The organism is Ketogulonicigenium robustum, from assembly GCF_002117445.1.
In the GTDB taxonomy this organism is placed as follows: domain Bacteria; phylum Pseudomonadota; class Alphaproteobacteria; order Rhodobacterales; family Rhodobacteraceae; genus Ketogulonicigenium; species Ketogulonicigenium robustum.
The window spans coordinates 968,200-980,899 of sequence record NZ_CP019937.1; the positions used below are offsets into that span (position 1 = coordinate 968,200).

General features: G+C 61.1%; 13 protein-coding genes and 1 tRNA gene. 8 read left to right on the forward strand and 6 right to left on the reverse strand.

From position 1 onward, the window contains the following. Positions 1-7 precede the first annotated feature (7 nt). The 6 genes from BVG79_RS04930 to BVG79_RS04950 form a co-directional block, all read right to left on the reverse strand. Complete coding sequence (locus tag BVG79_RS04930) at positions 8-727, reverse strand: hypothetical protein (protein WP_236951423.1); 720 nt, start codon at positions 725-727, stop codon at positions 8-10. After that, positions 699-1,061, reverse strand: a complete 363-nt coding sequence (locus BVG79_RS13730) for a type I restriction enzyme HsdR N-terminal domain-containing protein (protein WP_236951424.1) — start codon at positions 1,059-1,061, stop codon at positions 699-701. The genes BVG79_RS04930 and BVG79_RS13730 overlap by 29 nt, the downstream gene beginning before the upstream one ends. A gap of 399 nt (positions 1,062-1,460) precedes the next feature. Beyond that, complete coding sequence (locus BVG79_RS04935) at positions 1,461-1,742, reverse strand: ATP-binding cassette domain-containing protein (RefSeq protein WP_085785907.1); 282 nt, start codon at positions 1,740-1,742, stop codon at positions 1,461-1,463. A gap of 134 nt (positions 1,743-1,876) precedes the next feature. Beyond that, a tRNA-Val gene (locus BVG79_RS04940) sits at positions 1,877-1,951 on the reverse strand. A gap of 42 nt (positions 1,952-1,993) precedes the next feature. After that, positions 1,994-2,554, reverse strand: coding sequence for an HU family DNA-binding protein (locus BVG79_RS04945; RefSeq protein WP_085785908.1), 561 nt, complete (start codon positions 2,552-2,554; stop codon positions 1,994-1,996). An 84-nt stretch (positions 2,555-2,638) separates the two neighbouring features. Then, on the reverse strand, positions 2,639-4,048 hold the full coding sequence (locus BVG79_RS04950; protein ID WP_236951425.1) for a hypothetical protein: 1,410 nt from the start codon (positions 4,046-4,048) through the stop codon (positions 2,639-2,641). 286 nt (positions 4,049-4,334) lie between these two features. Between BVG79_RS04950 and frr the strand changes: the two genes are divergently transcribed. The 8 genes from frr to fabZ all read left to right on the forward strand — a co-directional run bounded on the left by frr (position 4,335) and on the right by fabZ (position 12,700). Then, complete coding sequence (gene frr / locus BVG79_RS04955; protein WP_085785909.1) at positions 4,335-4,898, forward strand: ribosome recycling factor; 564 nt, start codon at positions 4,335-4,337, stop codon at positions 4,896-4,898. 36 nt (positions 4,899-4,934) lie between these two features. Next, positions 4,935-5,690, forward strand: coding sequence for a polyprenyl diphosphate synthase (uppS, locus tag BVG79_RS04960; RefSeq protein ID WP_085785910.1), 756 nt, complete (start codon positions 4,935-4,937; stop codon positions 5,688-5,690). An 18-nt stretch (positions 5,691-5,708) separates the two neighbouring features. Next, entirely contained in the window at positions 5,709-6,542 is an 834-nt protein-coding gene (locus BVG79_RS04965) for a phosphatidate cytidylyltransferase (protein ID WP_085785911.1), read from the forward strand. 3 nt (positions 6,543-6,545) lie between these two features. Then, positions 6,546-7,700, forward strand: coding sequence for a 1-deoxy-D-xylulose-5-phosphate reductoisomerase (dxr, locus tag BVG79_RS04970; protein ID WP_085785912.1), 1,155 nt, complete (start codon positions 6,546-6,548; stop codon positions 7,698-7,700). Positions 7,701-7,718: 18 nt separating this feature from the next. Then, positions 7,719-9,047, forward strand: a complete 1,329-nt coding sequence (gene rseP / locus BVG79_RS04975; RefSeq protein WP_085785913.1) for an RIP metalloprotease RseP — start codon at positions 7,719-7,721, stop codon at positions 9,045-9,047. A 148-nt stretch (positions 9,048-9,195) separates the two neighbouring features. Next, complete coding sequence (bamA, locus tag BVG79_RS04980; protein WP_085785914.1) at positions 9,196-11,508, forward strand: outer membrane protein assembly factor BamA; 2,313 nt, start codon at positions 9,196-9,198, stop codon at positions 11,506-11,508. 21 nt (positions 11,509-11,529) lie between these two features. Next, positions 11,530-12,105 (forward strand): OmpH/Skp family outer membrane protein, encoded by a 576-nt coding sequence (locus BVG79_RS04985; protein WP_085785915.1) that lies wholly within the window; start codon positions 11,530-11,532, stop codon positions 12,103-12,105. Between the two features lie 88 nt (positions 12,106-12,193). After that, positions 12,194-12,700 (forward strand): 3-hydroxyacyl-ACP dehydratase FabZ, encoded by a 507-nt coding sequence (gene fabZ, locus BVG79_RS04990; protein ID WP_085785916.1) that lies wholly within the window; start codon positions 12,194-12,196, stop codon positions 12,698-12,700.

Here is a 12,700-nt window from a genome sequence, read left to right on the forward strand (position 1 = left end):
CTGCTGATTAGGTGGCCGGGTATTTGATCGCGGTTTGGCGTAGCCGTTCGGCAAAACCATAGATGTCGTCGAGGTGTTCGATCACCACGCGTTCCTCGGAATCGCCATCGAAAAGGCCCAGATATTTCGTCGCGCGGTTGAAGTGCAGGCGCGCGATCGGGCGGCGGTTGTTATCGTCCGCCAATATGCCGCAATAGCTTTTCTGGTCGCGCATGCTGACCCGGCCAGGCTTGATGACCGAAGAGACGATCGCCTTGACGATCAAGAAACCCTCGACCTCGTCTTGCGTGGTGACAACATCGGTGTCGGGCACCTCGGGTTCATCGCGGATGTCGGCGCTGGTGTCGGTTGTGGCCAACGCCGACGACAGCCGATCCTGCACGGAATCGCGAATAATGTCGCGGAAGGCGGTTTTCACCAGACTGCGGTACTGGTCTAGAATGGCGGCTGTAAAGCGCCCTTCATGGACAGGGGACGCTAAAACGCGAACGAATTCATCTGTCGGATGTTCCATCTGTTTGACGAATTCGGATTTCAGGGCCGATGTATATTTCAATCGCTCGGCATTTGCGAGGATCCCGTCAACGTCGAATCCTGCCTTTTCGAATTTGCGCAATTCGGCCAGAACTTGGGCGTTCGGCTCGGTGATGTCGAAAGTGAAAAAGGGGCGTGTGTCCAGTTTGTTCGGCTCTTCAAGATCACTGTAGAAGTGAAAAAAAACGACCATTGGTCAGAATTGCAAATTTGGCGCTGGTAACGGAAAAATAGCGATAAAGCTGCGCAAGATGGTTCTTGTCCAACTGCGTACTGATAGGCTTGCATTCGATCAAAATGCGGATTTCACCATCCAATTTGATAGCGTAATCAACCTTTTCACCCTTTTTTCCGACAGCATCCGCTGTAAATTCAGGGATCACCTCGCCGGGGTTGAACACGTCGTAACCCATCGACTGAAGGAATGGCAATACGACCGCCGTTTTTACGGCCTCCTCGGTCAGCATGGTATTTGCGTGTTCTTGCACCCGCTCGGTCAACACCTTGAGTGTCGCGTCGATAGACATATCCGGCCCTTTCGATTCTCATTGTGTCATCCTCGGAAAGTTATGGATCATCTGTCTACAGGAATTATCTGCGGCCCTGACTACCGTGGCGATTTTTCATGCCGAATTTCGCGCGTGTGGGGATCGAATCTCAAATTCAATTGTTTTGTCGATAGCAATCGCGTCCAGAAATGAGTCGCCGCGGCTGTCAGCTATAATCGTCCCTTCATAATCGGCTAAGGCAGCCTCCAACGCGGTGATAGCGTAGAGGTCTAGGTGGTTGGTCGGTTCTCTAGGATCAGCAGCATTGGCACAGGCGTAGCGCGGCTGGACTGCCCGCCCGACAGATGCGCAAGCCGCGTTTGCGATTCTGGGCGATCTGGAGCGCAAAAGCGAAGCGCCGACCCGCGAGCGCAAGTTCTAGTCCACCTCGACCAGGCCGACGACGCCCAGCAGATCGGCAATCGTGCCTTGTGGGCGGGCGGTCACGTCTTGCCGCATGATCGGAAGCGTGCCCGTGGCTTGGAAACTGCCAAATGTGAGGCGCAGCTCGCCCGCGATCAGCCGCAGCAGTGTGCTTTTGCCTGATCCGTTGCGCCCGATAGTGCCGGCGCGTTCTGCGCCGAATGTCGGGTTTAGATTCTTGAAACGAGGGGCAGGCGTAAACGACGACAGGTCCAATAGAGAAAGAGATTCTCGCATGGGGCAGAATATCTCGCACAGAAGCCGAAGGGCTCAAAACGACGAAGTTCGGATCCATGACACGTTCACCCTGTAAGCAAAGCTATCTTACATAGAGTTAAGCAAACTGTCTTGCGATGGTCATGCTGGGAAAATGGTGGGTGATAAGGGATTTGAACCCCTGACATCTTCGATGTGAACGAAGCGCTCTACCACTGAGCTAATCACCCTTGGGCGGCTGGTTATCTGTCCCAGCCGCCCTTCGCAACCATTTATTTTGCGTCTTTGGGGGTCGGTTGAGATAGACGTAGGGTCATCACAGGGCCGTTGCCGCCTTGCTTCGTGGCTTTCACCGAGAGTTTGCCCAACGGCGGCAGCACGAGGCTTTTGTCTGCATGCAGCGCATCCGATATCGCCCGCATTGCGGAATCGATCACCGTGCGGATCGTTGCCGCGTCGACAGATGTGTCGCTGGCGATAAGGCTAACGAGGTCGGCGCGACGCAGCTGATCGGGTTTGGCGTTGTCGGATGCGCTCTCTTTCTTACCGCGACCTTTCGGGGCCTCGTCCTTCGCGGATTCTTCCTCAGGGGCTTCGATATCGTCCTCGTCGTCCTGTTCGCTGTAGATCCCGCTGCGCATCAGAACGCTGGAATACTTGGAATCAGGTTTGTCGGCCTCGGGGGCGCCTCCTTTGCGGGCAGCAGGGGCCTTTGCGGCCTCATCGCCCTCGGGCTTGGCTTTGCCGCGATTTTTGGCGGCGCCGGCGGCTTTTCCGCCTTGCGCCTTCTTCACGGGTTTGGCTTTTTCGTTCGTGTCGTCGGCGTTGGGCATCTAGACCACCTGTTTTATGCGTTTCTACAGAGGTATTAAGGCAGCGCATTCCGCGTTCAAAGCAAAACACGCTACCGCTCGGAATTATTCCAGCAGATAAAGCAAGCTTACCAGTATTGTGGCACCGCACAAGGTAACCAACGTGAAGGTTCGGTTAATCTTGAGGCTGACATCGAATGCGCTGCGCCCGATGCTGTTGCCCGCAATCAGCGACATCGCCGAAATAGGCGAGATCGAGATCGCCATGGCCCACGCGAACATCAGCGCAAGGCCCAGCGACAGCGGATGCGCCGCCCCGACCGAACTGGCGCCGACCACCTGTGTGATGATCACGAACGAAATGGTGTGTGGCACGTAAACGGCTGCCAGCAACGGGATCAGCAACATGCAGCCCAAAATGAAAACCAGCTGAGGGACGGCGGGGGATTCGAACAGGTTTTCCAGCCCTATGCTGTGCAGTAACAGCGCAGCCGGCACGCTGATCAGCGCAGCCGAGAGGAAAACCGTCGCCTCGCTGGCGGTGCTGGCCGAAGCATCGCCCATCGCGGCGACGGGGTTTAGCGGCGCACCGGCACGGGCCGAGGGTTCGACCAACGGCCAGATCAGCGACATCGCGGGCAGCACGATACACGCGGCGACCAGAAAACTGATATGCAGCACCCAGTGCAGCGCCAGCGTTGCGGCGATCAGCCCCGCGACGGCGGCCAGCAGACCGATAACCGCCCAACCGCCGCCCGCGACGGGCGCGGCCTCGGCTGGGGTCGCGATGCTGTCGTCTTGGATCTTGGCGACGCGCAGGCCCAACGCCGTCAGCAGCAGCGTTGACCCGAATGTAATTGCCAGCAGTAAGGCAGGGTCTGCCCCCGAAATCGCTGCCAGCACGACGGCATAGCCGATCCCGATCGGGTTCCATGCGGTGGCCAGCAGCGTGCCGCGCAGCGCAGCCAGCGTGATGGCCTTGGGGTCGGCCCCGCTGTCGCGGCCCTCGGCGTGGTTTTTGGCAATATCCGCCATCATGCTGATGGTGCCAAGGTTGAACAGGATCGTCAGGAACTGCGACCCGTAAGTCACTGCCGCTGTACGGAATTTGGCGGGGAAGGAAAACAGGTAAGCTGCCGCCGTGGCGACCAACCGCGATGCACGCACCGGCCCGCGCACCAACCCCAGCGTCGTCAGAAAGGTTGAAAACGCGGTGCCTTGTTGCAGCGCGCGATCCAACTGGTTCGCGTTTTGGGGGGCGAACAGCAAAACGCCCGCCGCCGCCGCGATGGCAAGGCCCACGAAAACTTTGGCAATGGGGCGCACATTCGGCAGCCGTAGCACGGCCAAGGTGACGGCGCATATCGCGGCCACCCAGTTCAATGCGACAAGCTGTGGCCAGTGCTGGCCGCCGATCTGGCCCCCGCACACGCAGATCAGCATGATCAGCGCCAAAATACCACAAAGGCGGTCGTAGACCGAGCGGGGGGGGATAAAACGGGGAACGTTCGGCATGAGGCTGACTTCGACGCACGCAGGGCGTCATTTATGGGGTGCATTTCGCGCGGTCGGCCTGTCATTTCCCATTTTACCCAAAGTTACCAGCCGCAACTTCGCCGCTGTGCCGCTTGGGCTGGGGGAAATGCGGCAATGATGGTGCTTTGCTGGTGTTGCGCCTATACAAACCCCGCACCTTGCGGCTATAGCGTGGTGATCCTCGCCCGGGCCTGATGGTTCGGGTAGAACCTTGGCTGGGCCACGGGGCAACCTGCGGCGCCGATACCAACAAGACGAGAACGACATGGCTGACGAATTCGAACTTGATACCGACGACCTTACGCGCCGCATGGATGGCGCCATTTCTTCGCTGCGGACCGAATTCGCCTCGCTGCGGACAGGGCGCGCCTCGGGCAGCATGTTGGAGCCTGTGATGGTCGACGCCTACGGCCAGATGACCCCCGTCAACCAGCTGGGCACCGTCAACGTCCCCGAGCCGCGCATGGTGACCATCAATGTCTGGGACAAAGGCATGGTCAACAAGGTCGAAAAAGCCATTCGCGATTCCGGTCTGGGCATCAACCCGCAGACCAACGGCACCATCATCATGCTGCCGATCCCCGAGCTGAACGAAGAGCGTCGCCGCGAGCTGACCAAGGTCGCCGCGGGTTATGCCGAGCACGCCCGTGTGGCTGTGCGTAACCTGCGCCGCGACGGGATGGACAAGATCAAGAAAGCCAAGGCAGACGGCCTGTCCGAAGACGACGTCAAGTTCTGGGAAACCGAAGTGCAGGAACTGACCGACAAGTTCATCAAGCTGGTCGACCAGACGCTGGAAACCAAACAAGCCGAGATTATGCAGGTTTAACCTGCATCGGTGTTTCCAAGGCAAAGGGGGCCAGTGATGGCGCGCGATGAAATGGCGACGGTCAGGGCCTCGATTGCGGGCGGTGCTGCGGTTGTGCCGCAGCACGTTGCCATTATTATGGACGGTAATGGCCGGTGGGCCAAGCTGCGCGGGCGTCCGCGCTTGTTCGGCCATCGGGCGGGGGCCAAGCGCGTGCGCGATATCGTGCAGGCCTGCCCGCAAATCGGCATCAAGTATCTGACCATTTTCGCCTTCTCGACCGAGAACTGGAAACGGACCCAGACCGAGGTCGCCGGCCTGATGACCATGTTCAAGCGTTACATTATGAAAGAGGCGCAAGCCCTTCATAAAGCTGGCGTCCGTGTGCGTTTCATCGGCGACCGTATCCGGCTGGAGCCTGCGCTTGTGCGGCTGATGAACGATCTGGAAACGCTGACCTGTGGCAATGATACCGTCCACCTGACCATCGCCATCAACTATGGTGGCCGTGACGAGGTGACCCGCGCTGTGCGCCGTATGGCCGTTGACGTCGCCGCCGGTCGCCTGAAGGCCGAGGATGTCACCGCCGAGACCTTGGCCAGCTTCCTTGATACGCATGTGTTGCCCGACCCTGATCTGGTCATCCGCACCAGCGGCGAGGCACGGATTTCGAACTTCCTGCTGTGGCAGTCGGCCTATGCCGAATACGAGTTTATTGACACGCTGTGGCCCGATTTCACGCCCGAGGAATTCGCGCGGGTGATCGGACGTTTCGCCAGCCGCGACCGTCGTTTCGGCGGGACAAAAGCGTGATGCGGGTAGGGGGCTGACATGGCGCTGCGCCCGCCTGCAAAACCGCCCGGAAAGCCATCGGGCCAATGGAATGACCTGCGCCAGCGCATCTTGTCGGCGGCCATCATGGTCGTGGCGGGTGCAGTGGCCATCTGGTTTGGCGGCCCGCTGCTGCTGTTGGCCGTGGCTGTAATGGCTGGCGTTGCGTTTTGGGAACTGTGGCAGATGGCCCAGCCCGGCCGCGACAATATCGGCTGGCGGTTGGCGATTGGTACGGGGCTGCTGGTCGCAGCGCTGGGGTGGTCGTTCGGCCACCTGCGCCCGGTCGAGGAATTGTTGGCCATCGTCGCACCAGGCGTACTGGCCGCGCTGGCGGCCCGTCATGTTGAGGGTGGTTTGTCACGGTGGGTCATTGCGATCTACACGACGCTGATCGTTTTCGTCGCGTGGGGGATCGTCGCCCTGCGGGCCGACGGCATTGTCGAGCTGTTGTTCCTGATCACGATCGTCGTCGCATCCGACAGTTTGGGGTATTTCTGCGGGCGGTTGCTGGGCGGCGCGAAGTTCTGGCCTCAGGTCAGCCCCAGCAAAACATGGTCCGGCACGCTGGGCGGTTGGGTTGGCGCTGCGGTTGTGGGCGCGATCTTTTCACCTTGGCTGGGCTGGGCGGCCGTGCCGATTGGCGTGCTGCTGGCGATTGCCGCGCAGTTTGGCGACATCGCCGAAAGCGCGATGAAGCGGCGTACGGGCGTCAAAGATAGCTCCGACCTGATCCCCGGCCACGGCGGCGTGCTGGACCGGATTGACGGCATGGTTGCTGTCGTTTCGCTGTATCTGTTGCTGCGGTTGGGTCTGACGCTGGTGCAGGGGTAGGTTTTGCGCAAGGTATCTATTTTCGGCGCGACGGGTTCGATCGGGCAAAGCACGCTCGATCTGATCGGCCGCAACCCCGACGCTTACGCGGTCGAGGTGCTGACAGGCGCGCAGAACATCACTCAACTGGCGCAAGACGCGCGCCGCTTTAACGCAAAGCTGGCAGTCACGAGTGAAGCGGCGATGCTGCCCGCGCTGCGCGACGCGCTATCGGGCAGCGGAATCGAGGTCGCGGCCGGCGCGGGCGCCATTGCCGAGGCTGCGACGCGCCCCACCGATTGGGTGATGTCGGCGATAGTGGGCGTGGCGGGCCTGATGCCGGGCTTGCACGCCATCCGTCAGGGCGCGACTTTGGCTTTGGCGAACAAGGAAACACTGGTCGCCGCTGGCCCGCTGGTCATGGCCGAAGCGGCAGATGCAGGCGCTGTAATTTTGCCGGTCGATAGCGAACATAGCGCGGTTTTTCAGGCCCTGACCGGCGAGGACATCGACACGGTCGAGCGGGTTGTCATCACCGCATCGGGCGGCGCGTTTCGCGACGCGACGCTGGAACAGATGGCCGCCGCCACGCCCGAGCAAGCCGCGACCCACCCCAACTGGGCAATGGGCCAGCGGATTACGGTCGACTCGGCGTCGATGTTCAACAAGGCGCTCGAGATGATCGAAGCGCGCGAGTTTTTCGGCGTTGCGCCCGAACAGATCGAGGTTGTCATTCACCCCGAAAGCCTGATCCACGCGCTGGTGGGTTTCACCGACGGGGCGTTGATGGCCCATGTCGGCCCGCCCGATATGCGCCACGCGATCGGCTATGCACTCCACTGGCCCGCGCGCCAGCATGTGCCCGTGCAGCGGCTGGATTTGGTGGCGATGGGGCAGATGACATTTCGCGCGGCGGACGCGCAGCGCTACCCCGCGCTGCGTCTGGCCCGGCAGGTCATGGCGACGGGCGGCTATGCGGGGGCTGTGTTCAACGCGGCCAAGGAACGCGCACTTGATTTGTTTTTGGCGCGCAACATCGGTTTTCTGGACATGGCGACACGGGTGGAGGCGGTGCTGACGCAGATGGATGCGGCAGGTAGCCTGCGGGGCGGGGCAATCACGTTGGACGGTGTATTGGCCGCCGATGCCGAGGCCCGCGCCCGCGTCGCCGCGATGTAAGACACAAAGGAACAGGCCTTGGACTTCAGTCAGATTCTGCCGCAGTTCGGCAACCTTCCGTTGACGGTTTTGGGGTTCTTGTTGGCGCTGACGATCATCGTCGGCATTCATGAATACGGCCATTATATTGTGGGGCGCTGGTGCGGCATCCATGCCGAGGTGTTCTCGCTGGGGTTTGGGCCGGTGCTGTGGTCGCGCGTCGACAAGCATGGCACGCGCTGGCAGGTCGCCGCGCTGCCGCTGGGTGGGTATGTCCGCTTTCTGGGGGATGCGAACGCAGCCTCGGTCGGGGGTGACGGGGCGCAGCACACCGACCCGCGCCGCACAATGACATCGGCGCCGCTATGGGCGCGCGCGGCCACTGTTCTGGCAGGCCCCGTCTTCAATTTTGTATTAACAATAGTTATTTACACAGCGATCTTCATGTTTTCTGGCAAGATGATCGCGCCGCCCACCGTTGCCGATTTGCGCCCGCTTCCGGCGACTTGGGGAGTGACCTTGGCCCCCGATGACGAGGTTTTGGCCATCGGCGGTGTGCCCTTTGGCGATGGGGCAAGCTTTGCCGACGTGCCGGTACAAAACCCGCTGCCTTATACCGTGCGCCGCGACGGCGTGCAGATGGATGTCGTCGGCCCATACCCCATGCTGCCTTTGGTCGGGTCGCTGGTGCCGAACCTTGCCGCGCACCAAGCGGGCTTGCAGATCGGCGATGTGATCACGGCGGTCGATGGCGCACCGGTGGCTGCGATTTCGCAGGTGATTTCGGCGGTTACGGCCTCGCAGGGGGCGTCGTTGACATTCACTGTCTGGCGCGACGGCACGACGTTTGACCGCACGCTGGTGCCCAGGATGATCGATCTGCCCCAGCCCGAGGGCGGATATCTGAGGGATTGGAAGGTCGGGTTTAGCTCGGCGCTGCCGTTCGGGTTCAAGACCGAACCGTTGGGGGTCGGGCAGGCCTTTGCCAGCGCGGCGGACATGCTGTGGTATGTCGTCACCCGCACGTTCGAGGCTATCGGCAGCATGATCACAGGCAAAATCTCGGCCGCTGACAACCTGCAAGGTATGGTCGGCATGGCCCAGTCGACCGGCATGGTCGTCGAGCAGGGCCTGCGCGACTACATCGGCTGGATCGCGCTGCTGTCGGCCTCGATCGGGTTGCTGAACCTGCTGCCTATTCCCATGCTGGATGGTGGGCATCTGGTCTTTTACATTTACGAGGCGATCACCCGCCGCCGTGTGCCTGACAAAGTGGCGTGGGCCATGATGCTGGGCGGGCTGGTTCTGGTGCTGATGTTGATGGCCTTTGCCCTCAGCCTGGATATCGGGCGGTTGGCCAGCTGGTGAAGTGGCGAATGATTGCCAAAACAGCGTATGTCGCCAAAATCATTCGGCTTCGGATGAATCACCATTTTGACAAGCGCCGTGCAAGCGGTTACGCCAATGCAGACCATTGCGGTGACAGCGCCGCCGAAGGCCGAAGGAGGGACGCAGCGTGTCGCGTGTAAAGGTTAATTTCAGGCGAAATGTCGCGTTGGTGGCGCTGGTTACAGCGCTGCAGGCGATTCCCGCCGTCGGGCAGCAATCCTTTGTGGTCAACGCGATCACGGTGCAGGGTAACCAGCGTATCGAAACCGGTACGATCGTGACGCAGCTGGGCTTGGCGCGCGGGCAGGCCGTTTCGGCTGCCGACGTGAACGACGCCATTCAGAAGCTGCGCACCAGCGGCCTGTTTGAAAACGTCGACGCGGATCTGCAAGGCGGCACGCTGGTCGTGCGCGTGCAGGAATACCCCACGATCAACCGCATCAACTTCGAGGGGAACGAACGGATCTCGGACGAGCAGTTGGCCGGTCTGATCAACTCGACCGCGCGGCGCGTGTTCAACCCCGCCCAAGCGGCCGATGACGCCTCGCGTATCGTGATGGCCTACGGGAACGAGGGGCGCATCAACGCCACCGTGAACCCCGTGCTGATTAACCGGTCGGACAACCGCGTCGATCTGGTGTTCGAAATCGCCGAAAGCGCCGTGACAGAAATCGAGCGTATTTCGTTCGTGGGCAACAGTGCCTATTCGGACGGCCGCCTGCGCCGCGTGCTGGACACGAAAGAGGCGGGCTTGCTGCGCGCGCTGATCCGCCGCGACACCTATTCGCCCGAGCGTATCAACGTCGACCGCCGCCTGCTGACCGACTTCTACAACTCGCGTGGCTATGCCGATTTCCGCGTTCAGAACGTGGACGTTGCCCTGACGCAGGGTCGCGACGCCTATATGCTGACCTTCAACGTCGAGGAAGGCCCGCGCTACCGTATTGGCAATGTGACCATCAGCTCGGCTCTGCCCGAGGCGGATGCCAAGGCGTTTGAAGACGTGCTGCGCCTGTCGCGCGGCGATGTTTATTCGCCCACCAACATCGATAACGATGTGCAGCGCATTGAAAACCAGGCGCTGCGTCTGGGGCTCAACTTTGTGCGGGTTGACCCTGTCATCACGCGCGACCCCGCCAACTTGCGCCTGAATGTCGAATACAAGCTGGTGCGCGGCGAGCGTTTGTTCATCGAACGGATCGATATCGAGGGTAACACCACAACGCTTCACCGCGTCGTGCGTTCGCAATTCACCGCGGTCGAAGGCGACCCCTTCAACCCGCGCGCCATTCGCGAAAGCGCGGCACGTATCCGTGCGCTCGGCTTCTTCTCGGATGCGCAGGTAAACGTGCGCCCGGGCACCGCCGATGACCGCGTCGTCGTTGATGTCGATGTTGTCGAACAGCCGACCGGTTCCGCCTCGTTCGGGGTCAACTTCGGCTCGGACGACGGGATGGCGCTGATCGCCTCGTATCAAGAGCAGAACTTCCTTGGGCGCGGCCAGAATCTGGGGCTGACCCTCTCGACTGGCGAGACGAACCGCGTGCTGTCCTTCTCGTTCGCGGAACCGGCACTGATGGGCCGTGACCTGCGCGGCGCGTTCGATTTCAGCTACCGCCGCACAAACAGCGATTATGCGCTTTACGACACCAACATGGGCCGCCTGAGCCCCTCGCTGCAATTCCCTGTCAGCGAACGCGGGCGCCTGACGCTGAACTACGGCCTGACTTATGGCGACATTATCGATGTCTACCCTACCGCCAGCAAGCTGATCAAGGACGAAGCTGCCGAGGGTGAGCGTTGGACCAATTCGGTCGGCTACACCTACACGTGGGATTCGCGTCGCAACGGGGTCGAGGAAGATACGTCCTTCGGCTTCCGTTTCAGCCAAGACTTCGGTTTCGGCGACAACACGTTCATCCGCACCTCGGCGCTGGCTACGGCGCAAACGGCGGTTTGGGGCGGCGACCTGATCCTGCGCGCGACGTTGGAGGGAGGCTATCTGCACTACACCGACGGTGCGAGCCGCCTGACCGACCGCTACTTCATGGGTAGCCGTGTGATGCGCGGCTTTGCTGCGGGTGGTATCGGGCCGCGCGATGGCACATTGAATGCGAATGGCGACATTGTCGGCGACGCTTTGGGCGGCAACGCCTATGCCGTGTTGCGGCTGGAGACCGAATTCCCGCTGGGCCTGCCCGAGGAATATGGCATCAAGGGCGGCACATTCATCGACTACGGCTCGCTGTGGGATGTGGGCAAACAGGTTGCAGGCGTCGATATTCTGTCAGACGACTTCATCGCGCGCGCCGTTGCCGGTGTCTCGCTGTTCTGGGATACGCCGCTGGGCCCGCTGCGCTTCAACTTCTCGAAGCCGCTGATGGTCGAGGATTACGACAACACTCGCAACTTCGAGCTGACCGTCTCGACCAGCTTCTGATCGGGCGGCAGGGGTGATGTGATGCGGGCGCGCGTTTGGGGGATCGTTCTGGCACTTTTGGCAAGCATGGCGGCTACGGCCCCCGTGCTTGCGCAAGAGGCGGGCGATCCTGCTGCGCCCGCGCTGCGCAGCCCCATTCTGACGATTGATGTCGAACGTCTATATGCCGAATCCCAATTCGGGCGCGGCGTGGACGAGGAATACCGCCGCAGGTCTGAGGCGTTGGCGAACGAGAACCGCCAGATCGAAGCCGATCTGACCGCCGAGGAGCAGAGCCTGACGCGCGCGCGCGCCACGATGACCCCCGCCGATTTTCGCGCCGCCGCCGATGCGTTTGACCAAAAAGTGCAATCGATCCGCGCCGCGCAAGACACCAAGCAGCAAGACCTGCTAGAGGTTCTGTCGTCGGGGCGCGAGACATTCATGTCCACCATCACGCAGGATTTGGCCGACCTGATGGCCGAGGCGGGTGCCGCCGTCATTCTGGATCGCCGCAGCGTGTTCTTGTCTGCGGGCGTAATCGACATCACAACCGAGGCGTTGACGCGGATTGATGAAACCTACGCCAACACGCAAGCGGCGTCGCCCGCGCCGTAAGGGCACAGGGCCGCGGGCGGGCAGTTGTCTTGCCTGCATGGTCCGGAATTGCTAGTCAGGTTGAAACTTTCCGGTTCGGAGCCACACCATGAGCGATACCGCTACGCTGCCCACACCCGAGGCCGGCACTGAAAGCCAGCCTTTGCTGAGCGCTGATATTCAAGTTATCCAGTCGATCTTGCCCCACCGCTATCCGTTTCTGCTGGTCGACCGCGTGATCGATATCGACGGGACGACATCGGCTGTTGGCATCAAGAACGTCTCGATGAACGAGCCGCATTTTCAGGGGCATTTCCCCGGCATGCCGATCATGCCCGGTGTGACGATTGTCGAGGCGATGGCGCAGACGGCGACTGTCATGGTCGGTGCGGCTTTGGGGCTGACCGATAACAGCATCATGGTTTATTTCATGGGCATCGATGCGTGCAAATTCCGCCGCAAAGTCATTCCGGGCGATCAGCTGCGGATGAAGGTGACGACGCTGCGCGGCAAGCCCGGTGCCAAGGTCTGGCGCTTCCGTGGCGAGGCGACGGTTGATGGCGAACTGGCCTGCGAATGTGAATTTACCGCGATGACTGAACAGCGAACAGCTTGA